Here is a 21,080-nt window from a genome sequence, read left to right as displayed (position 1 = left end):
TAAAAAATAAAAATTAACGTTGACGTTTGTCGCTTTGTTCAGTTTTCAAAGTTCAACCGCCGCTCTTAAGCGACTTTTTAATCTTACCAGTTTATCTCTTTCTTGTCAACAACTTTTTTAAGAAGTTTTTTCAAGTTTTTGATAAATTTAGTATCGCTCATCAGCGACGTATATAAATTTACCACGGATATTTTAAAGCGTCAATAGATTTTTTAAAATAAATCGTGTTTTTTTAGAAAAACCTTTTATCCAGACTATAAAATCATGTGTCAGGGCATCTATACGTCATAACCATACCGTATCAGATACCCTTTCTCTCTCTATCATTTCGCCACATAGTGTCTATGGTACAAACTCTTTCCTTTGGTTTCTACTTTTTTTACCATAATGATATCTTTTTCAATTAAAAACTCAAGGAGTATTCCTAAGTCAATAGCATAAGGGCGTATTTCGGGATGATGAACAAGTTCATTAAACGTCCATTCCTGCTTTTCACTTTTCATAATATGAACAAGATGCTTCGCACCCAATTCAGTTTTTTTATTGACTAGAAATTCACTTGCTAAGAAAAGCAGCTCCAAACGCTTGCTAACCTCTTCTTGGCTAATAATTAGCTCTTCGTAAAGACGATGAATTTCAGGTTCTATTTTTTTCACTTGGTTCCACACTGTCACTTCTGGGTGAAATCCATTTTCCAACACAGACAGTCGTGCTAAATGATGAAGAGCATGAATGACATGATTGAATGCATCTAAATAATGATTAGACGCATAAAAGTCTTTTCCTTCTTTAAATCGGCGAATCAACTTAGCAAACTCGACACCTATTCTCTTTGTCCGATCTTCTCTAGGGAAATCAATTAAGCGTTTCTTTAAGTTTTCCATATATTCGTTTCGATCAAATAGCACTTTACCATTTAAGATCCAATCAATAATACGGCGGTTCGTCCCATTCATAATCCATTCACTCATTTGCTGTTCAGAAGCCATATAAAGTGCAGCACGCTCATTTTCATATTCGTATTGTTTAATAAAAAGAGAAGTTTCTGTGGTTTTGGTCACAATAAATAAGATAGCATCCAAATTATCCGTCACTGGAGATTCTGATTTCTTTTTTTCAATCAGTAAAATACCGAGTGTGTCTTTATTGCTAGCTCTTTCTTGATATATTGGCCGTAAAACATCTTCCATTTTGAGCTCTCCTAACTGTAATAGACAAATATTTTTCAAAATTTTAAAGGCTATGGACTAAGATTTCTTTTTTTATTATATACGATGTATAACGGATATCCCACTCAGAATTATGGAAATCATTCAGAAAGCTCAAAAACTACGGATAATTTTCCGAAGATTCAATTTTTATTACTATTCACTGTCTCACTCTATGATATATTGGTAATAGGGGGGATACTGATGGGGATAAAGTATTCAAATAAAATTAACAAGATTCGCACGTTTGCACTCAGCCTGATCTTTGTTGGTTTCATTGTTATGTATGGGGGAATTTTCTTTCGGTCTTCAGTCTGGCTAATGACTATTTTTATGCTTTTAGGTTTACTGTGCATCGTAGCTAGTACCGGCGTTTATTTCTGGATTGGCATGCTTTCTACAAAAGCAGTTCAAGTAACCTGCCCTACATGTCAAAAGCAAACCAAAATGCTAGGGCGCGTAGATATGTGTATGTATTGCAACGAGCCGCTTACGCTTGACCGGTCTCTTGAAGGAAAACAATTCGATGAAAAGTATAATAGAAAAAAACAAAAAGAAAGCTGATAGTATCACTACTATCAGCTTATTAATGCGCTTTTTTAGCCGTACAATCAGGACACGTTCCGTAAATTTCCATTCGGTGGTGACTAATATCAAAGTCAGTAATATGAGCAGCCAGCTTTTCTACTTCGTCTAAACCAGGATAATGAAAATCCACAATTTTTCCGCAGCTTTCGCAAATCACATGGTAATGCTCTGTTGTAACATAATCAAACCGGCTTGATGCATCACCGTATGTTAGTTCCTTTACAATACCTACTTCGCGAAATACTCTTAAATTATTGTAAACGGTTGCTACACTCATATTTGGAAACTTACCTTCCAGCGCTTTATAAATATCATCTGCTGTTGGGTGTGTCATAGAATTGATTAAATACTCTAAAATAGCATGACGTTGTGGTGTAATACGAACGCCAGTACCTTTTAACGTTTCAAGGGCTTCTTGTAAATGATTTGACACGTCATGCACCCCTCTTCTATAAGTATTATTACTTTATAATTCTTATAATTAGTCTACATGTTTTACCCACGTTTTGTCAACTTGATGCCTATTCCTATTTTATGTAATAAGTAGAAATTATTCATATATGTTATGCAAAAAAAGAAGTGTGGAAATCAATCCACACTTTTAAATATATTAACATCTGAGGAGGTATGCCCTACACTGATATTGTATGTTCAAAGACTAAAACTGCTCTAGTTATCTGCCTGTTTTTATGCCATTTTTTCTTTAATAAATGATAAAGCTTCTTCCACATGCCCTTTTACTCGAACCTTGCGATACTCTTTTACGAGCGTTCCTTCTTTATCAATGATAAAAGTGGAGCGTTCAATGCCCATATATTCTTTTCCAAAGTTTTTTTTCAGTTTCCATACTCCATACTCTTCAGCTACGCTGTGATCTTCGTCAGCTAAAAGCAAGAATGGAAGACCGTGCTTATCAATAAACTTATGGTGTTTGTCGATTGGATCCGGGCTCACTCCTAGAATCACCGCATCTAGCTCTTCAAAATTTTCATGCTGATCTCTGAAATCACAAGCTTCCGTTGTACAGCCTGGCGTCATATCTTTCGGATAAAAATACAGCACAACGTTTTTTCCTTTCATCGAAGCGAGTGATACTTGCTCTCCATTTGTAGACATTAATACAAAATCGGGTGCTTTTTCTCCAACTACAGCTGTCATATTTATCTGCTCCTTTACGCTTTTCATTTTCTTTGAATAGCGTACCCAATATTAGATAAGATGACAAGTTTAAGTGCGGGTAACAGTTCGCATCACAAAGATTGCAGGCATAATGTAGCCGATAAACGCTTCAAAAGTTGCAAATAATTTCCCAATTCCAACCGGATACATATCTCCGTATCCTACTGAAAATAACGTCGCTGCGCTGAAATACATGCTGTTAAACAGCGTATAAAAGTAATGACCTTCATGTTCAAACCCTCCGCTTAACACTGGAATACTTCCCATCTCACACACTGTATAAATAAGGCTAAACCCCAATAAAACTGTGATATATGAATAAAACAAGACAAAGAAATGACCAATTGAGAAAAAGTGAAATTCTCCAAGTTCTTTTTCAAAAAGAAACTTCATACTACCGATTACAAAAACAATGATAACGAGGATTAGAAAAATAACCATCATTCTACTCCTTTAATTTATACTCTACTACCACTATACGCGCATCCTTGTCCATTCATTACTACTCAGAAGCCACGAAAAAGAGCAGGCATTTAATTGCCTGCTCCTCTGTATTTTTTGACACCTGTATTCCATAAGAAAATAGAGATTACAAAAAAGACGATTCCCATCACCGGGGTTAAAAATGCATATCCGTACCATTCTGACCTTCCTAAGAAATAAGCAGCTGGATATACGCCTACAAATGCAAAAGGAAGAATCCACGTTAAAACATATCGGATGACATTGTTATAAATATCTACAGGATACCTTCCGTAGTTTCCAATATTATAAATAGTAGGCATAATAGAGGTTCTGGCATCCGACCAGAAGCCTATGCTTGCTAAGGCGATGAAAATTCCTGCGTATACAAGCGCTCCTCCTAAAATAAACAATAGAAAAATAAAAACATCATACCACTGGAAATGAAGGTGTAAAGAAGACGCAGCGTAAGCCATTACGGCAATCCCTGTGATACCACCAAACAATGATTCCAGTTCCATCCGCTCTAAAATAACTTGAAACAAACTGTGAATCGGCCGCGTTAAAATTCGGTCCATTTCACCTTTGACAATGTAGCGCTCGTTGAAATCCCAAATGTTAAAGAAAGACGAAAAAATAGCAAAAGGGACCAAAAAGAAACCATAAATAAAGATAATTTCCTCTCGTGACCATCCGTGCAGCGACTGAGTATGTCCAAATACAACTAAAATAAAAATCAAATTAACTGTTTGAAACAATAAGTCTGAAATGATTTCAACTACCATATCGGTGCGATACTGAAGCCTTGTTTTCATATATTGACTAATGTACTGAAAGAAAATCGAAAAATAAAACATTTTCATAGACTACCCTCCTTGAATAACCATTTTTTTCTTCGCTATGTTCCACAAACACGCAATAGGAATAAATAGAAGCCCTGACCAAACTGCTTGTGTAATAAGAGCATTTATTACTTCCTGCCCTTTAAATCCATTTGTGAAAATCATGCTCGGAATATAACTAATGGCCTGAAAAGGGAAATAGCTCATAATATGTTGCGCCCATAAAGGATAGAAACTGATGGGCAGAAGAAGTCCTGAAAACAAATCAATAACAACGCGCTTCGCTCGAATGAGTCCGTCATTGTTAAAGAGAAAAAAAGTCGTAATACCCGTTAATAAATTAATTTGTGTATTAATAATGAAACTAAAAATTAAAGACAGTCCAAAATAAAGCCATGTTGCGGCATTGGCTGAGAACTGTACTGGAAATAAAAACGCGACAATAATCATACCGGGCACTGAGAAAAACAGCAGCCGAAAAATCCCTTCTCCCAGTCCTTGCATTGTTTTCATACCAAGGTAGCTATAAGGCTTAATTAACTCTACTGCCACCTTGCCATCTTTAATTTCCATTGCCATTTCACGGTCAATGTTATTAAAATAAAAGGCTCTTGCCATCCATGAAACGGCTACATACGTTGTCATTTGGGTAATGGATAACCCTTGAATATTCTCTTTTCCTCCATAAATAGCGGACCATAAAAAGTAGTAAGCACCAATATTAATCGCATAAATCAATATTCCGCTGTAATAATTCGTCCGATACGCCAGCATCATTAAAAAGCGAATGCGTATCATCTCTATATATTTATCCATTCACAACACCTTCTTCATAAATGTTGCGGATGATTTCTTCCGTTGAAATTTCTTCAATGTTAATATCACTGATTTCGTGCTTTGCCACCACTTTAGCAATCAGCTGTGACAGTAAGTCTCCTTTATTTTGAAGCTGCGCTGTCCACAAATATTTTTGATCACCTTCAATCCAGTTAACAGGCATCCCTTGCGTCAATAGCTTCAACTGCTCTTGATTTGGAGCTGTTCCAAATTCAAACGTAACTTGTTTAAGGTCTCCCCAATTCGAACGCAGCTTTTGCAGTGATCCGTCATAAATAATACTGCCTTCATCCAGCATTACAACGCGTTCACATAAAGCTTCAATATCTGCTAAATCATGTGTCGTAAGCAAAATTGTCGTATTATACTTTTCATTAATTTCTTTTAAAAATTGGCGGATTTTTAATTTAACTAGTACATCTAAACCGATCGTCGGTTCATCTAGAAATAGAAGCGGCGGATTATGAATAAGAGCAGCAGCCAGCTCACAGCGCATTCTTTGACCTAGAGAAAGCTTTCGCACCGGCTTATCTAGAAGCGGTCCAATATCTAAAGTTTGAATAACGTGCTCCATATGAGCGTTATAATCTTCATCTGACACTTTGTATACTTTTTTTAACAAGCGGAAAGATTCTTGTACGGCAATATCCCACCACAGCTGAGAGCGTTGACCAAAAACAACTCCAATCGTTTGGGCAAACTTCTCCCTTTCTTTATGAGGGTTCATTCCATTTACGGTAATCTCGCCTGAAGTAGGAGTTAAGATTCCTGTCAGCATTTTGATTGTTGTCGATTTCCCCGCTCCGTTTTCTCCTATATAACCTACCATTTCCCCTTGTTTTACGGTAAACGAAATATCGTTCACAGCTTTCATGACTCTATAATTACGGGTAAATAAATCCCGGAATGCCCCTTTAAGGCCAGAGCGGCTAGAATAAGCTTTAAATTCTTTCCGAAGTTGATTCACCTCAATAGCATTTTTCATCGTATTCCCTCCGTTACGTCGACGTATTAGTGGTTTCTTTTATTGTTTCCGGCGCCCTTGCTAGCAACTCCTCCAAGAAACGAGGAACTATTTTCTAGCAGTTAGCTCACAAATTTCTATCATACACGTTCTCGAATGTTTTTCAAGAAACAAATAAGTTTGATAGAATAAAGAAGTTGAACTTTTCATTAGGAGGCATAACATGCAATTTACAAAATCAGAACAATTACACGCTGAAGCGCTCGAACATATTGTAGGCGGCGTTAACAGCCCTTCACGTTCATATAAAGCCGTAGGAGGCGGAGCACCTGTTGCAATGGAAAAGGCAAGCGGAGCTTATTTCTGGGACGTCGATGGAAATAAATATATTGACTATTTAGCAGCTTACGGCCCTATTATTACAGGACACGCTCATCCTCATATCACGAAAGCTATTACAAAAGCAGCTGAAACTGGTGTTCTTTACGGTACGCCGACTGCTCATGAAGTCACATTTGCTAAAATGCTCAAAGAAGCGATGCCCGCATTAGATAAAGTGCGCTTCGTCAACTCTGGAACAGAAGCAGTTATGACAACAATCCGTGTAGCACGCGCTTATACTGGACGCGATAAAATCATTAAATTTGCAGGTTGCTATCACGGCCATTCCGACCTTGTATTGGTAGCAGCTGGATCTGGCCCTTCTACGCTCGGAACTCCTGACTCTGCAGGTGTACCAAAAAGTATCGCTAATGAAGTCATCACAGTTCCTTTTAACGATATTGAGCCTTACAAGGAAGCATTAGAAAAATGGGGCGATCAAATTGCAGCTGTTTTAGTAGAACCAATCGTTGGAAACTTCGGAATTGTTGAGCCAGAACCTGGCTTTTTAGAACAAGTTAACGAATTAACTCACGAAGCTGGAGCACTTGTTATTTATGATGAAGTGATTACAGCATTTCGCTTTATGTACGGCGGAGCTCAAGATTTACTTGGTGTAAAACCTGATCTGACTGCATTTGGAAAAATCATCGGCGGAGGTCTTCCAATCGGAGCCTACGGCGGTAAAAAAGAAATCATGGAAAAAGTGGCGCCGCTTGGACCGGCTTATCAAGCAGGTACAATGGCAGGAAACCCAGCGTCTATTCTTTCTGGGATTGCTTGCCTGGAAGTACTAAAGCAAGAAGGTGTTTATGAACAGCTAGATAAGCTAGGGGCGATGCTCGAAGAAGGTATTTTAAAACATGCTCGTACATATAACATGCCTATTACGATCAATCGATTAAAAGGCGCTCTTACTCTCTACTTTACAACAGAAACGGTTAAAAACTATGAACAAGCAGAAAATACAGACGGCGAATTATTCGCACGCTTCTTTAAACTAATGCTCCACCAAGGCGTCAACTTAGCTCCTTCGAAATATGAAGCATGGTTCCTTACTACAGCTCATACAGAAAAAGATATTACCGACACTTTAGAAGCTGTAGAAAAAGCATTTAAACAGTTAAGTGAAGAACGCTAATTTTTACTCTAAAGCACTCGTTTGAAAATGAGTGCTTTTTTATCTTGCCTTTGGGTTTCCTTATAGAACATTCCCACCTTTCATAACCATTTCTTACGCGTCATCTCCTTTTTGTCATCCTGTCGAAAAATCCCGAGAAATACCCTTATTTTTCTGCTTGTTTTCTCTTGATATCCATTCTTAAACCTTGTATAGTATGTTATTGTTTATATTATTTCCAACAGGTTATGTAATAAAGAAGGATTGATTTTTGCAATTTATCATTTGTTTTGGGGAACATTCTTCATAACGAAAAAACTTTTTTACAGAAAGGAACTACGAACGCACATGAAACTTGGTGCCCGCATCTTAAAAACGGGAATTGCCATTACACTTTCATTGTTATTAGGTGAATTTCTAAGTTTACCATCTCCAATATTTGCGGCAATTGCGGCAGTTTTTGCAATTCAACCGTCTATTTACAGATCTTATTTAACGATATTGGAGCAAATACAGGCGAATGTGATTGGAGCTGCTTCTGCAGTTTGTTTTGGACTTATTTTTGGTACCCATCCCATCATTATTGGTTTTACCGCTGTTGTTGTCATTGCAGTCAACTTAAAATTACGTATTAATAATACAATTGGGCTTGCGCTTGTGACAGTAATTGCAATCATGGAAAATCCAGGAGATAATTTCGTTGAATATGCACTTATACGCTTTGGTACAGTGTTACTTGGGGTATTCTCAGCATTTATTGTCAATCTTATTTTTATTCCGCCAAAGTATGAAACAAGATTGTATTATAAAATTGTAAGCACAACGGAAGAAATTATTAAATGGATTCGCATGAATCTTTATCACGCATCTGAGCACACATTGTTAAAAGAAGACATTGAAAAAATGAAAGACAATGTGGCTAAAATGAATCAAATCTTTGATTTTTACAAAGAAGAACGCACTTATTCAACCAAAAAACGTTTTGTTAAGTCACGCAAGCTCGTTTTATTTCGTCAAATGATTACCGTAACAACACGAGCTCTTACAACCTTGAAACTACTTCACCGAGTGGAAAATGATCTTCAAGTCATGCCACAGCAATTTCAAGATTTAATCAAATCTGAAGTTGAGTGCCTGTTAATGTATCATGAGCAAGTATTATTAAAATTCATTGGGAAATTACGCGTACAGCCAACCACTACTGTACCAAACGAAGCCTGCGTTGGAAAACGAGCTTTAATCGATAAATTTATGCAGTACAAAATATACGATAATGATGAAGAGAATAAGGTTATTTATCATATCTTCCCTTTAATTTCTGTCATCATTGAGTATAGTGAAGAGTTAGAGCATCTTGATAAGCTGATTGATACGTTCCAAAACTATCACAAAGATGCTAACTCATTTGATATTAATCATCAGCGACAAGAAGATTAAAAACACCACCTATTGTTAGACAATAGGTGGTGTTTTTAAATTGTATCAAGCTGCTGAACGTTAAAGAGCTGATAGTAATGACCTTTTTTCTTAATTAACTCCTCATGAGAACCTCGTTCGACTACTCTTCCATTTTCTAAAAGTACAATTTCATCAACATGAGTAATTGTAGATAAACGATGGGCTACAATGAAAGTCGTACGGTCTTTTGCTAGTTCAGCTAATGCTTCTTGAATATAGTGCTCACTTTCCAAATCTAGAGCTGAAGTGGCTTCATCAAAAATAAGAATAGCTGGATTTTTTAAAAATACGCGCGAAATGGAAATACGCTGCTTTTGTCCCCCTGATAGCTTCATTCCCCGCTCTCCCACTTTTGTATCATATCCTTCGGGCAAATTCATAATAAAATCGTGAGCATTTGCGGCTTTTGCCGCAGCAATTACTTCTTCATCTGTCGCTCCTGGCTTTCCAAGCAGTATATTGTTTTTAACCGTGTCACTAAACAACACCGTATCCTGCAGGACGATTCCAATCTTATCTCGCAGGCTGCGTACTTTATAGGTTTTGATATCAATGTCATCAATGAGAATTTTCCCCTCTGTCACATCATAAAAGCGCGGAATTAAGCTGATAAGCGTGGATTTCCCTCCTCCGCTCATTCCAACAAACGCAACGGATTTTCCTTTTTCTACATCTAAATTAATATCATGAATCACAGGTTTTTCTTCTTCTTCATAAGCAAATGAAACGTGCTCAAACTGCACCTTTCCATGAAGCTCAGTACATTCTTTTGCATCTTTCTTGTCTGTAATATCGTATTCTTCATCAATGAACTCAAACACCCGGTCCATAGATGCAACAGACTGCGTGAGCGTAGTCGATGAATTGACCAAGCGGCGAAGCGGATTATACAAGCGGTCAATATAGGCCACAAATGCTACCATCGTTCCTACGCTAAGACTTTCTGTGATGACTTGATATCCAGCAAATGTAATCACGATTAAAGGTGCCAAATCGGTAATGGTGTTCACTACTGCAAATGTTTTGGCATTCCAATTCGTATGATTGATTGCTTTTTGTAGAAAATTTGAATTTTGCTTATCAAATTGTTTCTGCTCATGAGGCTCAATAGCAAAGCTGCGAATAACAGAGATTCCTTGAACCCTTTCATGCAAGTGACCCTGTACTTCCGCTAAAGCCTGCGAACGGACTCGCGTTAAATGGCGCAGACGACTGTAAAAATATTTTACAGAGAACGCATAAACGGGCAGCAAAATAATCGATACCAGTGTTAAAGGTACATTCATCGTAAACATAATCACAATGGCTATTACAATCGTCATCATATCAAGCCATACGTTCATTAAGCCTGTGATAACAAAGTTTTTTGTTTGCTCTACATCATTAATGACTCGTGAAATCACTTCACCCGCTCGCGTGTTTGCATAGTAACGCAAGCTAAGCTTTTGAATATGGCTAAACAGCTGATCCCGAATATCATATAATACTTTGCTCGATACCCACTGAGCATAATACTGCCTGTAATATTCAATGGGAGGTCTTAACACTAAAAATATAACAAACGAAATCCCCATAATCGTCACCATTTTATGAACTTTTTCAGAGGAAGACATGCCATGTCCATTTACGATATCGTCCAAAACATATTTCAAAAGCAGCGGAATTAATAAAGGAATAGCAAATTTAATAATACCAATTAAGACAGTGCCGACAATTTGCCATTTGTATGGCTGTACAAACTTCATGTAGCGTCTTATACTTCCCATAAAATCTCCCCTTTCTATCTATGAGGGCAAGCTTCCTTAGTATATGTACACGCGTCGATTTTTTAGTGCTTTTATCTCTTCTAAAAGATGGCGACCATAACGCCAAAAAGAACATTATATCAAACAGTCAGCTTTAGACGGCCTAACATAATGTTCTCTAGCTCATTCATCAAGAATGCCGATATGTTAAAAAACGTTCATACCAAATGTCAATGAAATCTGGAGCAAACGGGCCTTTTCGCTGTCGAATCCAACCTTTTAACTCCTCGACGTGATTATGTAAAATACGGTCAATCACTTCTGGATAATTCATTTCTTTTCGATGCTTCTCATATTCATCTTCATCAAGAAGGGTGTATGTCATATCTGGATAGACTTTAATATCTAAATCATAATCAATATATTTGAGCGCTTCATTGTCATCATAAATGAACGGCGAACTGATATTGCAGTAATAATAAATTCCATCTTCACGGATCATCCCAATGACGTTAAACCACTGCTGAGCATGAAAATAACAAATTGCTGGCTCTCTTGTGACCCATGTTCGTCCATCTGATTCTGTAACGACTGTACGATCATTTCCTCCAATCACTAAGTTATTGGTTGCTTTTAATACGGTTGTCCGATCCCACACGCGATGAATATGTCCATTATGCTTGTAGCTGTGTATTTGAATTGTTTCTCCTTCCACCGGAATTCCCATCTCCAATACCTACTTTCATTTTAGCACTTAAAAAAATTCATATAACGTCTCCATTTGTTTTATGTTTATTATAACGGTTTCTCTTTCATTTTAACACAAATGTGCTAACCTTCTTGAGTTCAAAAAAGTCACTCCCCCTACTTTCCCTTTGCTTAGCAGCCTTAAAAAAGAGAGGAAGTGACACATCAATGTTCATTAAGCAAGTGTAGAGCAAGCCCCTTCACTTTTATATGTACGAATAATGTCTTCGGTTTGTGCTTCAAACGTCAATTGAATCTCTTTTAGTTTTAGCTTCATTTCACTAATTTCATCTTGCACAGAATGAAGTTTTGCTTCTTCATGAAGTTTTACTAGTTCACCTTCGATTTCCTGACAGCGCTCAATCTCAGACTGCAAAAACAGAAGTTGATCCATGGTCTCCAATTGTTGAGTCACTAGCTGATCAAATTTTTTCATACGATAGCTCCTCCCTATTTGCTTTAACCATACACGCGGCACTTCTGTTAACATTCTGTTTAGGTGAGACAGATTCCTTTGACGAGTTGTGTAAAGTTTCAAGAAGTTTTGTCATACTTTGTTGCTTTTTATATAAGAAAAAGCGAACTTAACATCGCCGTTTGAAAGACGTTAAGTTCGCTTTTGATATTAACCTTGGTATTTACCAGCGTTTTGGTTTTTCTTTGCTTCAGCTTGTGCGTTTTGTTGTCTCACTTCTTGAGCACTTGTTTCGCTAGCAAATTCAGTACCGAAGTTGTTTTTAGATGCTTGAGCATTTTGGCTTTTGTTTGCCGCTGCTTGTGCATTTTGTTGCTTCACTTCTTGTACATTTGTTTCGCTACCAAATTCAGTACCGAAGTTGTTTTTAGATGCTTGAGCATTTTGGTTTTTCACGTGTTGTGTGCTTGTACCAGATGCTGTTTTGTTAGTTTGTTTTGCCATTGTAATCACCTCCACGAAAATTAATATGCCCGGGAGGTAAATAGGGTATGCAAACTTTTTTCAGTATTTTAAGGCGCAAGCACAAAATACATTTACCTTACATTAAAAGTGAACGCCCTCCGTCAATAATAAGCGTTTGACCGCAAATCATATTTGCTTGATCGGAGACTAAGAACATCACTGCATCTACCATGTCTTTTGGCTCCACCATACGACCAGCTGGAGTATGTTTGCGCGCATCATCTAACAGTTCATCACGATTTGGGAAGTGCTTTAATGCTTCTGTATCCACAGCACCTCCAGATACAGCATTTACCACAATATTTTTTGGAGCAAGCTCCACTGCTAAATAGCGGGTCAATGCTTCTACAGCAGCTTTTGACACGCCTACTGTTGTATAATTTTCCAAATAGCGAATAGAACCGAGCGAACTGATGGTAACAATCTTTCCTCCGCCTACTTTTTCCATACGTTTAGCCGCTTCTTGTGCACAGAATAAATATCCTTTGCTATTGATGTCCATTGTCCAATTCCAGTGAGTTTCTTCTAATTCCATAATAGGACGTAAAACTCCTGAAGCTGCATTACTTACAAATACGTCTAAGCGACCGAATGCGTCATCAATTTGCTCAAACATTTCTTTAATTTTCTCTACTTTTCCTACGTTTGCTTTAACAACTAATGCTTCTCTGCCTAATGCTTTAATTTCTTCCGCTACTTCCTGCGCTGCACTTTTGCTTCGTGCATAGTTTAATACAATATCGTATCCTTCTTTAGCAAGACGTAAAGCAATCTCTTTACCAATACCTCTGCTGCTTCCCGTAACTAGTGCTACCTTTTGTGACATGATGTCATCTCCCTTATGTATCATATTATCTTTACATTGTACTGATTTTATCGCATAAGAAACAAGTAATATAGGGAAAATAGATAAAACTTGATAAAATGAACGAGGTGAATAGAATGTATGTAGGTAGAGACATGACGGCTCTTTCAATGATTTCTAAAAGCGAGTGGAAAGACAGCGAGCTTGCGTTTTTCCATCACTCTTTACAGCAAATGACGCCGTATTTAAATGCTGAAGGACAAAGTATTCATCAGCAAATTATTAAAGAAATTGAAGCACGAGGCGGGTTACAGCGCCACGAAGCAGATTATACACACGGCACGCACGTATCATATGATTAAATAAAAAGAAGCGCGGAGTTTATCCACGCTTCTTTTATTTAACAAGCAAATATTCTTTTAAGATTTTTTGATGGGAAACCGGAAATGCATATTGTTCTAAGTCTTTTTCAGAAACTACTTTCAAATTTTTTAATGCACTGATATCACTTGCAAGCTCTGCTTCATATACTGTGATGTTCCAGACGATATGAGAAAACACGTGCTGAATTGTGGTAAAAGGCGCATGGATTTTAATATCAGCTCCGTACTCATTTTGAATAAACGCCTGAAGCTGCTGATGATCTGGCGCTATACTAAGATCTACTTCTATATTTGGAAATTCCCATAGATTAGCTAAAAGTCCTTTGCTTGGACGCTTATGAATTAGATAATTTCCTTCACCGTCTTTAATCACCGCTGCAGCAAGCTGAAGAGCACGCGGCGCTTTTTTCTTTGATTTAACGGGAAGCTCATTCTGCACTCCTTCTTCAAAAGCGCGGCAGTGTTCGCGAACTGGACATAACAAACAGGAAGGAGAAGTTGGTGTACAGACAATGGCACCAAGTTCCATCATACCTTGATTGAAATAGGAAGGGTTATCTGTTGAAATAATTTCATGCACGATTTCTTCAAACAACTTTCTTGTTTTCGGTTTTGCAATATCATCCCAAACGGATAAAATGCGCGATAGCACACGCATGACATTTCCATCTACAGCAGGCTGCGGCACTCCGTATGCAATACTTAAAATGGCCCCTGTTGTATAAGGACCCACTCCTTTTAGTTTGGAGATTTCTGCTGGCGTATTTGGAACTTCTCCCCCGTATTGTTCGTGAACTTCTCGAACCGCAGTTTGCAAATTACGGGCACGGGAATAATAGCCTAATCCTTCCCACGCTTTTAACACATCATCTTCATTCGCATAAGCTAAGTCTTTGATAGTGGGAAATTTGCTAATAAAATTATTAAAATAAGGAATGACCGTATCTACTCTCGTTTGTTGAAGCATAATTTCAGATACCCACACCTTATAAGGGTCCTGATCTTGACGCCAAGGTAAAATGCGCTGTTCCTGCTCAAACCAAGAGATTAAGTCATTTTGAAATGCTTGAATATCAAAATTTTGTACAATATCTTTACTTTGTTTCACGTCATAGCCTCCGAGGTATTAACTATACATATACAATGTGTTGCTTTTTGAATCTTAGTAACTTTATGATAACCTTATAACAACTACAAATATGAATAGTAAAATGAATTGTTCAAATAATGAATAAAAACAGCCGATTTGCTGCGTTAATAATAAAATGAGATTTTTTGCTTTAAATCAAGCTCTCATGCTGAATTAGAATAATCTAAGATCGTCATCATCTTACAAAGGAGGAGTTCGCTCTGGATACTGGTACACACATTGCAATGGGAATCGCTCTGGGCGGCCTTGCAACATTAGACCCCACTGTATCTGCGAATACAGCCACAATGGATGCTGTGATGATTGGCGTAATGGCCGGGTCATTAGCACCTGATTTAGACACTGTTTTAAAGCTGCGAAACAATGCACAGTATATCCGCAATCACCGTGGAATTACACATTCTATCCCGGCTGTTATTTTATGGCCTTTGCTTATCGTGCTCATTCTTTCGCTTCTGCTGCCAGGAGCTAACTTGCTGCATCTATGGATGTGGACCTTTGCAGGCGTCATTATTCACGTTTTTGTTGATATCTTTAACGCTTATGGCACGCAGGCTTTACGGCCTTTCACAAATAAATGGATTGCGCTTGGCGTAATCAACACGTTTGATTACGTGATTTTCTCAGCCCACGTGCTCGCAATTTTAATCTGGTTTATTGGAGCAGAGCCAGGACCAACATTCATTACGCTATATGTGTTATTGGCGTTTTACTATGGACTGCGCTTTTATATGCGCCACCAAATCGCCAAGAAGCTTCGAAAACAGTTTCCTGATGTTATCAAGCTCAATATCTCTCCTACGCTGCGTTTCACTCACTGGCACTTAGCCGTGACGACCGAAAAGTACTTTCATGTAGGAAGAGCAATCGGAGAAGAAATTTTTATTTATGATACGTTTGATAAAGTTCCAATTCCTGAATCGGCCGTAATTGAAGTAGCGAAAAAAGATGAAAATTTATCTGCTTTTCTTTTCTTTTCACCTATTTATAGATGGGAACTGGACGAATATAACGACCACATTGAAGTGCGTTTTATTGATTTACGCTACCGCAGCAAAGACTACTATCCATTTGTAGCCGTGGTCCAGCTTGATTACGATTTAAATATTATTTGTTCGTACACTGGTTGGATTTTCAGTGAGAAAAAATTGCGTAAAAAGCTTGATTACCTCCCGCACTAATCATAACAAGAACAAATATGAAACCCAAAAACGAACCGTCTTGAGAAGACGGTTCGTTTTTATTTAATGTTTTAAATAGTCATCGTTATTTAATAAATGCTGATATTTAGGGTTTTTAACCGCGATTTCATGAAGTTTGTCACCGTAGCTGTTGATGTACATCGTAACAACCTTTTCCGTCGCTTCTTTCCCTTTATAATCATATCCTGCTTTTGCGTAAGATGACTCAAAATCTTCCCAGAAAAGTTCGACCCATGTACGGGCTTGAGCGTATGAAAGCGAACTATTTTTGCTTAATAGCTGATTCGTTAATCTTTCGAATATATCGTTCATAAGAACACCTCGATTACCAAAATTCTTTATGAGTATGTTTGCACTTTTAACTTACACTATAAATGCGGAGTTATTCACTCCCTCATGTACTATATCATAACCGCAACGCTTTCTGTTGTAAAAGGAGAGGTATCGATGCGCAATAAAGCAAAAGATTTTACAAACCAACATCATACTAAGTTTGAAGGCGAACCTCGAGCAAAAGCAGAATACGCTTCAAAACGTGCAAATGGAACGATCAATACGCATCCGCAAGAACGTATGCATGCTTCTAATGAGCGCGAAGAATAACCGCTTGCTTTGCTTATTTGTTTAAAAGTAAAGCGAATATAGATATCAAACAAGCAGCACACTTCGTGCTGCTTGTTCGTCCCTTTATTTTTTCAACATGGAAATAGGCAATGCCTCTTCGTTTTGCGGTGAGCCAAGTCTAAACCCCCATGCAAAAACTCCGTTCATATAATCAATTTTAAAATATGAACCCGGATCTCCTTGAATTTCATATACTTCCCCTGCTTGAAACGTTTCAGGATCCAATAAGTACGATCTAGCCATTGTTACTTTTCTTTCTAATACTGCATACTCATTGACCATGCCAAGCTGTTCAGCTTTTCGTGCTTTTTCTTGAAGAGACCCAATTTCTTGTTGAAGTTCATACGTCGTCATATCACTGTAACGTTTTTCAGACATGCTGCTTTCCCCCTTGTTTGCTTTCATTTTATTATAACAAAAGGTATAACTAAAGGGAGACTATGAAAAGGGAGTTTTGGGAATGAAAACAGTGCTAATCACAGGCGGTGCGACGGGTCTTGGAAAAGAACTCGCAAAACTTTACGCAAAAGACTGCAACGTCATTCTAGCTGGACGCAATCAACAGAAATTAACTGAGGCCCAGCATGAGCTAGGAGAAAACGTATATACGATGTCTGTAGATATTACACAGTATGAAGAAGTAGGAAAATCTGTAGAAAAACTGCTGATGCAGCATTCAGTAGATATCCTTATCAACAACGCAGGCATTGGACATTTTGGTCCTTTGACAGATTATACAAAACAAGCAATCGATGAAGTCATCGATACAAATGTAAAAGGAACTATTTTTTTAACGCAAGCGCTTATGCCTCATCTCTTGACGAGACCTGAACCTAAAGTTATGAATATCATTTCAACTGCAGGACTTCGAGGGAAAGCCAATGAAAGCGTCTATGTGGCAAGTAAATTTGGCGTAAGGGGATTTACAGAAAGTTTAAAAGTGGAGTACCAAGATACCAACCTTCATGTGACGGCAGCTTATATGGGAGGCATGAATACTCCTTTTTGGGATCACAACAACCACATTAAAGATAAAAGCCGCTTGCGCTCAGCTTCAGAAATCGCTGAGATTATTTATAAACAGCAGAATGATTCAGAAGATATTTTGTTTTAAAAAGATTGAAGCATCACAATAAAAAAATCCGAACGAGTTGGATTCTCTATCAAGAATCTCGATTCATCGTTCGGATCTTCCTTCAACTAACATACTTTTTTCCCCGCTCTATTCCTCTTCAATAGAATCTAGAAATGATTGAATTTGTTCAATGGAGAATCCTTTTCTATAAAGAGCCTGCTTCATTTTTTGCTGATATTCCCAGCCTTCATACTTTGAAAAACGACGATGAGCTTTCATTCCTTGATATTGCAGAGCTTCCCAAACCTCATCGCTTTCTTTTTCTGTATCCGTTCGCTGAAATGCTTCTTGAATAACAGAAAACGAATAGCCCTTCACTGCCAATGCTTGTTCCATTTTTTGTTTCATCATTACTTGAGATAATTTTTTATATTTCCCTTTTAACTTTTCAATTAATTTTACAGCAGTTTGAATTTGCTGTTCTTCAGGGTATTCACATAAACTAAGGGTAATAATGGAATCAGAAATCCCCTTTTCTTTTAATTCTCTTTGAATCACATTTGGTCCTTTTGGTGTTGTGTTCATCTGAGTTAACACAAATGCTTTGGCAAACTCTTCATCATTTAAATAACGGTGGCTGACTAGTTTCTGAATAACTTGTTGAATAATAGTAGAGTTAATTTCTTTTTTCTTTAAATAATCGTGTACCTCTTTTTCAGAGCGCATTCGATAAGATAAGTAAATGATCGCTAAATTATAAGCTTTTTTCTCATCATCTGCGTACTGAATTTCCGTTAATTCAAATTCATCAAGCTCACGACCTTTTTTTAAGTCATATTTGATGAGGACATTTTCGTCAACACCAAAGCCAAACTCTTCACCTTTACCATAATCTAAATACACATTATAACGTTCACCGCTATTCTTTTGCGTTGTGATCTTTGTGACAACAGGCATTAACCTTCACCTCATATTTCTTATTAAATTGATGGCTGAAGAACCGCCAAACGTATCATACACATTTTTATTTATCTCAATAAAGGAGGAAGTTCGTATGAAAATTGTTATTGCTGGAGGAACTGGATTCGTAGGTAAAGCTTTAACAAAACATTTTTTAACACAAAAACATTATGTATATATTTTAACACGCAATGCAGATAAAGCTGCAAGAGATCCGAAACTTAAATATGTAGAGTGGATGCAAGAAAACAGCCAACCTGAAGAGCATGTAGAAGGAGCAGACGTTTTTATCAATTTAGCTGGCGTTTCACTTAACAGTGGCCGCTGGACGGACGAACGCAAAAAAGCCATCGTGGAAAGTCGCCTTTCTTCTACTCAAGAAATTCTTCGCATTATGGCTTCTTTACCCGAAAAACCGTCACTTTATGTAAATGCAAGCGCCGTTGGTTATTACGGGACATCAACGAAAGAAACGTTCACAGAAGCTTCTCCATCGATCGGGACAGACTTTTTGGCTGAAACGGTAAAAAAGTGGGAAAATGAAGCGCTAAAAGCCATGGAACTCAATATTCGTACTGTCTTAACAAGATTCGGCGTTATATTAGGGAAAGATGGCGGAGCACTTCCTTCTACGGCCCTTCCTTATAAATTATTTGCAGGAGGAACAGTCGGTTCCGGAGAACAGTGGATGTCTTGGGTGCATCTTCAAGACGTCGTGAAGATCATTGATTACTGTATTCATACCGAACAAATAGAGGGAGCTGTTAACGTCACTGCCCCAAATCCCGTTCAAATGAAAGAGTTTGGAAAGACGATTGGAAAAGTGTTGAATCGTCCTCATTGGATGCCCGTACCTAGCTTTGGCCTTCAACTGCTGATGGGAGAAATGAGTATGATTATTTTAAAGGGACAGCGCGTTTTACCTGAAAAATTGATTCAACAGAATTACATTTTTACATATACTGTATTAGAAGATGCATTGCGAGATTTACTCTAGTTATTTTCTGTTATTTCCCTAAAACAGGTGACTAAGCTGCCGATAGATAGGAGTAACTTTATGAAAACCATTCTCTTAAAAAATGCAACGCTCTATCCTATTACGTCAAAACCTATTTATAATAGTGATGTGCTCATTCAAGATGGAAAAATTGTTTTAATTGGGCCAAACTTGCAGCCACCTCTTCGAGTAGAAGTCATTGACTGCAAACAGCGTTATTTATTCCCTGGATTTATTGATGTTCATACACATCTAGGATTATATGATGAAGGAACCGGCTGGGCCGGGAATGATGCTAACGAAACCATTGAACCTATGACTCCACATATCCGAGCTTTTGACAGTGTACATCCTTTAGATCCTGGGTTTAAAGATGCCATTGAAGCGGGTATTACGTCTGTACACATTATGCCAGGAAGTGCAAATGTGATTGGAGGCACAACTTCCGTTATTAAAACAGCTGGAACAAGCATTTCTCAAATGTTAATTCAAGAGACAGCTGGACTTAAGATTGCGCTAGGAGAAAATCCAAAACGAATTCACAGCCACGGCAATAAAGAATCGATTACGCGAATGGGTATTATAGGGATGCTGCGAGAAGCCTTTTATCACGCAGCAAGCAGTGACAACAAAGATGATTTGCGCATCAAACCTCTCACTCAAGCACTGAATAGAGAAATTCCAGTTCGGATTCATGCTCATAGAGCCGATGATATTCTATCAGCTCTTCGCTTAGCAGATGAATTTCATTTAGACGTCCGTATTGAGCACTGTACAGAAGGCCATTTAATTGCTAAAGAGCTGGGTGGAAGAAATTTAAAAGTGAGCGTAGGTCCAACTTTAACACGCCGCTCAAAGGTTGAACTTAAGAATAAAACGTGGAAAACCTATCAAGCTCTTTGCAATGAAGGAGTAGAAGTTTCCATTACAACGGACCATCCTTATACGCCTATTCAGTATTTAAATATTTGCGCATCCATTGCCGTACGTGAAGGACTCGAAGAGCAAAAAGCATTAGAAGGCATCACGATTACTGCTGCTCGGAATCTCCGTATTGATCATCGAATCGGCAGTATCGAAGCAGGAAAAGACGCTGATTTAGTGCTATGGAGCCATCATCCCTTTCACTACTTAGCAAAGCCTATTTTCACCATGATAGATGGTAAAATATTATTTAAAAAAAATTAACATTTTACCTATTTTCTTTTTTTATTTTTTTTAGTATGATACGTTTAGAAGCATGTGAATTTCACAAAAGCATAAACATCACACGTTGACTTTTTATGTTTGTTGACTTGTAATGGGAAGGCAAATGGTGCGCCACCAGGTAACTGGTTCTAGTGGGTTCGATTCCCACCCCGAAATTTTTTTAATTATTAAAAAATTTCGAGGGTGGGGACTTGATTGGAGTCT

25 protein-coding genes are annotated in these 21,080 nt (G+C 37.8%); 9 read left to right on the top strand and 16 right to left on the bottom strand.

Annotated elements, in window-relative coordinates; translation table 11 throughout:
• Window positions 1-323: 323 nt before the first annotated feature.
• The gene (locus tag ACRPLY_RS24115) at window positions 324-1,190 is read right to left on the bottom strand and encodes a nucleotidyltransferase-like protein (protein ID WP_013055174.1); all 867 of its coding nucleotides are present in this window, start codon (window positions 1,188-1,190) and stop codon (window positions 324-326) included.
• A gap of 222 nt (window positions 1,191-1,412) precedes the next feature.
• Between ACRPLY_RS24115 and ACRPLY_RS24110 the strand changes: the two genes are divergently transcribed.
• Window positions 1,413-1,772 (top strand): YgzB family protein, encoded by a 360-nt coding sequence (locus ACRPLY_RS24110; RefSeq protein ID WP_014461817.1) that lies wholly within the window; start codon window positions 1,413-1,415, stop codon window positions 1,770-1,772.
• Window positions 1,773-1,794: 22 nt separating this feature from the next.
• Here the strand turns inward: ACRPLY_RS24110 and perR are convergent, their stop codons facing one another.
• The 6 genes from perR to ACRPLY_RS24080 all read right to left on the bottom strand — a co-directional run bounded on the left by perR (window position 1,795) and on the right by ACRPLY_RS24080 (window position 6,101).
• A complete protein-coding gene (gene perR / locus ACRPLY_RS24105) occupies window positions 1,795-2,229 on the bottom strand; it encodes a peroxide-responsive transcriptional repressor PerR (protein ID WP_013055172.1) in 435 nt (144 codons plus the stop codon).
• A 254-nt stretch (window positions 2,230-2,483) separates the two neighbouring features.
• Entirely contained in the window at window positions 2,484-2,954 is a 471-nt protein-coding gene (bcp, locus tag ACRPLY_RS24100) for a thioredoxin-dependent thiol peroxidase (protein ID WP_028412424.1), read from the bottom strand.
• A gap of 69 nt (window positions 2,955-3,023) precedes the next feature.
• On the bottom strand, window positions 3,024-3,416 hold the full coding sequence (locus ACRPLY_RS24095) for an ion channel (RefSeq protein WP_013081554.1): 393 nt from the start codon (window positions 3,414-3,416) through the stop codon (window positions 3,024-3,026).
• A 92-nt stretch (window positions 3,417-3,508) separates the two neighbouring features.
• Window positions 3,509-4,294: an ABC transporter permease gene (locus tag ACRPLY_RS24090; RefSeq protein ID WP_013055169.1), complete on the bottom strand. Its 786-nt coding sequence runs from the start codon at window positions 4,292-4,294 to the stop codon at window positions 3,509-3,511.
• A gap of 9 nt (window positions 4,295-4,303) precedes the next feature.
• Window positions 4,304-5,095, bottom strand: a complete 792-nt coding sequence (locus ACRPLY_RS24085; RefSeq protein WP_013055168.1) for an ABC transporter permease — start codon at window positions 5,093-5,095, stop codon at window positions 4,304-4,306.
• A complete protein-coding gene (locus tag ACRPLY_RS24080; protein WP_165635408.1) occupies window positions 5,088-6,101 on the bottom strand; it encodes an ATP-binding cassette domain-containing protein in 1,014 nt (337 codons plus the stop codon). Before ACRPLY_RS24080 ends, ACRPLY_RS24085 begins: the two co-directional genes overlap by 8 nt.
• Window positions 6,102-6,303: 202 nt before the next feature.
• Between ACRPLY_RS24080 and ACRPLY_RS24075 the strand changes: the two genes are divergently transcribed.
• Together ACRPLY_RS24075 and ACRPLY_RS24070 are read left to right on the top strand one after the other, a co-directional pair.
• Window positions 6,304-7,602: a glutamate-1-semialdehyde 2,1-aminomutase gene (locus tag ACRPLY_RS24075; protein ID WP_028412426.1), complete on the top strand. Its 1,299-nt coding sequence runs from the start codon at window positions 6,304-6,306 to the stop codon at window positions 7,600-7,602.
• A gap of 327 nt (window positions 7,603-7,929) precedes the next feature.
• Window positions 7,930-9,018 carry an FUSC family protein gene (locus ACRPLY_RS24070; RefSeq protein WP_013081550.1) on the top strand — a complete coding sequence of 363 codons (1,089 nt, stop codon included), beginning with the start codon at window positions 7,930-7,932 and terminating at the stop codon, window positions 9,016-9,018.
• A gap of 35 nt (window positions 9,019-9,053) precedes the next feature.
• Here the strand turns inward: ACRPLY_RS24070 and ACRPLY_RS24065 are convergent, their stop codons facing one another.
• The 5 genes from ACRPLY_RS24065 to fabL form a co-directional block, all read right to left on the bottom strand.
• A complete protein-coding gene (locus ACRPLY_RS24065) occupies window positions 9,054-10,805 on the bottom strand; it encodes an ABC transporter ATP-binding protein (protein WP_013081549.1) in 1,752 nt (583 codons plus the stop codon).
• Window positions 10,806-10,974: 169 nt separating this feature from the next.
• Window positions 10,975-11,511, bottom strand: coding sequence for a nucleoside tri-diphosphate phosphatase (ntdP, locus tag ACRPLY_RS24060; RefSeq protein WP_013055163.1), 537 nt, complete (start codon window positions 11,509-11,511; stop codon window positions 10,975-10,977).
• Between the two features lie 195 nt (window positions 11,512-11,706).
• On the bottom strand, window positions 11,707-11,967 hold the full coding sequence (locus ACRPLY_RS24055; RefSeq protein ID WP_014461824.1) for a YgaB family protein: 261 nt from the start codon (window positions 11,965-11,967) through the stop codon (window positions 11,707-11,709).
• 189 nt (window positions 11,968-12,156) lie between these two features.
• Window positions 12,157-12,450 carry a gamma-type small acid-soluble spore protein gene (locus tag ACRPLY_RS24050; protein WP_028412428.1) on the bottom strand — a complete coding sequence of 98 codons (294 nt, stop codon included), beginning with the start codon at window positions 12,448-12,450 and terminating at the stop codon, window positions 12,157-12,159.
• A 97-nt stretch (window positions 12,451-12,547) separates the two neighbouring features.
• Window positions 12,548-13,297 (bottom strand): enoyl-[acyl-carrier-protein] reductase FabL, encoded by a 750-nt coding sequence (gene fabL / locus ACRPLY_RS24045; protein ID WP_028412429.1) that lies wholly within the window; start codon window positions 13,295-13,297, stop codon window positions 12,548-12,550.
• 116 nt (window positions 13,298-13,413) lie between these two features.
• On the opposite strand from fabL, the gene ACRPLY_RS24040 reads away from it, so the two are divergent.
• A complete protein-coding gene (locus ACRPLY_RS24040) occupies window positions 13,414-13,638 on the top strand; it encodes a hypothetical protein (RefSeq protein ID WP_014461827.1) in 225 nt (74 codons plus the stop codon).
• Between the two features lie 34 nt (window positions 13,639-13,672).
• On the opposite strand, the gene mutY is transcribed toward ACRPLY_RS24040, so the two are convergent.
• Entirely contained in the window at window positions 13,673-14,767 is a 1,095-nt protein-coding gene (mutY, locus tag ACRPLY_RS24035; RefSeq protein ID WP_028412430.1) for an A/G-specific adenine glycosylase, read from the bottom strand.
• A 242-nt stretch (window positions 14,768-15,009) separates the two neighbouring features.
• Between mutY and ACRPLY_RS24030 the strand changes: the two genes are divergently transcribed.
• Window positions 15,010-15,990, top strand: coding sequence for a metal-dependent hydrolase (locus tag ACRPLY_RS24030; RefSeq protein WP_432232138.1), 981 nt, complete (start codon window positions 15,010-15,012; stop codon window positions 15,988-15,990).
• Window positions 15,991-16,053: 63 nt separating this feature from the next.
• Here ACRPLY_RS24030 and ACRPLY_RS24025 read toward each other — a convergent pair whose 3' ends face one another.
• Complete coding sequence (locus tag ACRPLY_RS24025) at window positions 16,054-16,323, bottom strand: YfhJ family protein (RefSeq protein WP_028412432.1); 270 nt, start codon at window positions 16,321-16,323, stop codon at window positions 16,054-16,056.
• A 135-nt stretch (window positions 16,324-16,458) separates the two neighbouring features.
• Here ACRPLY_RS24025 and ACRPLY_RS24020 point away from each other — a divergent pair, with 135 nt between their 5' ends.
• Window positions 16,459-16,614 carry a small, acid-soluble spore protein K gene (locus ACRPLY_RS24020; protein ID WP_028412433.1) on the top strand — a complete coding sequence of 52 codons (156 nt, stop codon included), beginning with the start codon at window positions 16,459-16,461 and terminating at the stop codon, window positions 16,612-16,614.
• 84 nt (window positions 16,615-16,698) lie between these two features.
• Here the strand turns inward: ACRPLY_RS24020 and ACRPLY_RS24015 are convergent, their stop codons facing one another.
• Window positions 16,699-17,013: a YfhH family protein gene (locus tag ACRPLY_RS24015; protein ID WP_028412434.1), complete on the bottom strand. Its 315-nt coding sequence runs from the start codon at window positions 17,011-17,013 to the stop codon at window positions 16,699-16,701.
• Between the two features lie 82 nt (window positions 17,014-17,095).
• On the opposite strand from ACRPLY_RS24015, the gene ACRPLY_RS24010 reads away from it, so the two are divergent.
• Entirely contained in the window at window positions 17,096-17,749 is a 654-nt protein-coding gene (locus tag ACRPLY_RS24010; protein ID WP_028412435.1) for an SDR family NAD(P)-dependent oxidoreductase, read from the top strand.
• Window positions 17,750-17,857: 108 nt separating this feature from the next.
• On the opposite strand, the gene recX is transcribed toward ACRPLY_RS24010, so the two are convergent.
• Window positions 17,858-18,667 carry a recombination regulator RecX gene (gene recX / locus ACRPLY_RS24005; protein WP_098999469.1) on the bottom strand — a complete coding sequence of 270 codons (810 nt, stop codon included), beginning with the start codon at window positions 18,665-18,667 and terminating at the stop codon, window positions 17,858-17,860.
• Between the two features lie 97 nt (window positions 18,668-18,764).
• Between recX and ACRPLY_RS24000 the strand changes: the two genes are divergently transcribed.
• Window positions 18,765-19,667 carry a TIGR01777 family oxidoreductase gene (locus ACRPLY_RS24000; protein WP_028412437.1) on the top strand — a complete coding sequence of 301 codons (903 nt, stop codon included), beginning with the start codon at window positions 18,765-18,767 and terminating at the stop codon, window positions 19,665-19,667.
• Between the two features lie 60 nt (window positions 19,668-19,727).
• Entirely contained in the window at window positions 19,728-20,855 is a 1,128-nt protein-coding gene (locus ACRPLY_RS23995; protein ID WP_432232137.1) for an amidohydrolase, read from the top strand.
• Window positions 20,856-21,080 lie beyond the last annotated feature (225 nt).

The sequence above is a fragment of the Priestia sp. TGN 0903 genome (assembly GCF_050846855.1).
Lineage (GTDB): Bacteria > Bacillota > Bacilli > Bacillales > Bacillaceae_H > Priestia > Priestia zanthoxyli.
This window is presented reverse-complemented; position numbering and strand designations above follow the sequence as displayed.

What these genes read in the sequence shown, in the direction of transcription:
- ACRPLY_RS24115 (WP_013055174.1), bottom strand. Translation starts at nt 1,190, where the DNA reads ATGGAAGATGTTTTACGGCCAATATATCAAGAAAGAGCTAGCAATAAA.
- ACRPLY_RS24110 (WP_014461817.1), top strand. Translation starts at nt 1,413, where the DNA reads ATGGGGATAAAGTATTCAAATAAAATTAACAAGATTCGCACGTTTGCA.
- bcp (WP_028412424.1), bottom strand. Translation starts at nt 2,954, where the DNA reads ATGACAGCTGTAGTTGGAGAAAAAGCACCCGATTTTGTATTAATGTCT.
- ACRPLY_RS24095 (WP_013081554.1), bottom strand. Translation starts at nt 3,416, where the DNA reads ATGGTTATTTTTCTAATCCTCGTTATCATTGTTTTTGTAATCGGTAGT.
- ACRPLY_RS24090 (WP_013055169.1), bottom strand. Translation starts at nt 4,294, where the DNA reads ATGTTTTATTTTTCGATTTTCTTTCAGTACATTAGTCAATATATGAAA.
- ACRPLY_RS24085 (WP_013055168.1), bottom strand. Translation starts at nt 5,095, where the DNA reads ATGGATAAATATATAGAGATGATACGCATTCGCTTTTTAATGATGCTG.
- ACRPLY_RS24080 (WP_165635408.1), bottom strand. Translation starts at nt 6,101, where the DNA reads ATGAAAAATGCTATTGAGGTGAATCAACTTCGGAAAGAATTTAAAGCT.
- ACRPLY_RS24075 (WP_028412426.1), top strand. Translation starts at nt 6,304, where the DNA reads ATGCAATTTACAAAATCAGAACAATTACACGCTGAAGCGCTCGAACAT.
- ACRPLY_RS24070 (WP_013081550.1), top strand. Translation starts at nt 7,930, where the DNA reads ATGAAACTTGGTGCCCGCATCTTAAAAACGGGAATTGCCATTACACTT.
- ACRPLY_RS24065 (WP_013081549.1), bottom strand. Translation starts at nt 10,805, where the DNA reads ATGGGAAGTATAAGACGCTACATGAAGTTTGTACAGCCATACAAATGG.
- ntdP (WP_013055163.1), bottom strand. Translation starts at nt 11,511, where the DNA reads ATGGGAATTCCGGTGGAAGGAGAAACAATTCAAATACACAGCTACAAG.
- ACRPLY_RS24055 (WP_014461824.1), bottom strand. Translation starts at nt 11,967, where the DNA reads ATGAAAAAATTTGATCAGCTAGTGACTCAACAATTGGAGACCATGGAT.
- ACRPLY_RS24050 (WP_028412428.1), bottom strand. Translation starts at nt 12,450, where the DNA reads ATGGCAAAACAAACTAACAAAACAGCATCTGGTACAAGCACACAACAC.
- fabL (WP_028412429.1), bottom strand. Translation starts at nt 13,297, where the DNA reads ATGTCACAAAAGGTAGCACTAGTTACGGGAAGCAGCAGAGGTATTGGT.
- ACRPLY_RS24040 (WP_014461827.1), top strand. Translation starts at nt 13,414, where the DNA reads ATGTATGTAGGTAGAGACATGACGGCTCTTTCAATGATTTCTAAAAGC.
- ACRPLY_RS24025 (WP_028412432.1), bottom strand. Translation starts at nt 16,323, where the DNA reads ATGAACGATATATTCGAAAGATTAACGAATCAGCTATTAAGCAAAAAT.
- ACRPLY_RS24020 (WP_028412433.1), top strand. Translation starts at nt 16,459, where the DNA reads ATGCGCAATAAAGCAAAAGATTTTACAAACCAACATCATACTAAGTTT.
- ACRPLY_RS24015 (WP_028412434.1), bottom strand. Translation starts at nt 17,013, where the DNA reads ATGTCTGAAAAACGTTACAGTGATATGACGACGTATGAACTTCAACAA.
- ACRPLY_RS24010 (WP_028412435.1), top strand. Translation starts at nt 17,096, where the DNA reads ATGAAAACAGTGCTAATCACAGGCGGTGCGACGGGTCTTGGAAAAGAA.
- recX (WP_098999469.1), bottom strand. Translation starts at nt 18,667, where the DNA reads ATGCCTGTTGTCACAAAGATCACAACGCAAAAGAATAGCGGTGAACGT.
- ACRPLY_RS24000 (WP_028412437.1), top strand. Translation starts at nt 18,765, where the DNA reads ATGAAAATTGTTATTGCTGGAGGAACTGGATTCGTAGGTAAAGCTTTA.
- ACRPLY_RS23995 (WP_432232137.1), top strand. Translation starts at nt 19,728, where the DNA reads ATGAAAACCATTCTCTTAAAAAATGCAACGCTCTATCCTATTACGTCA.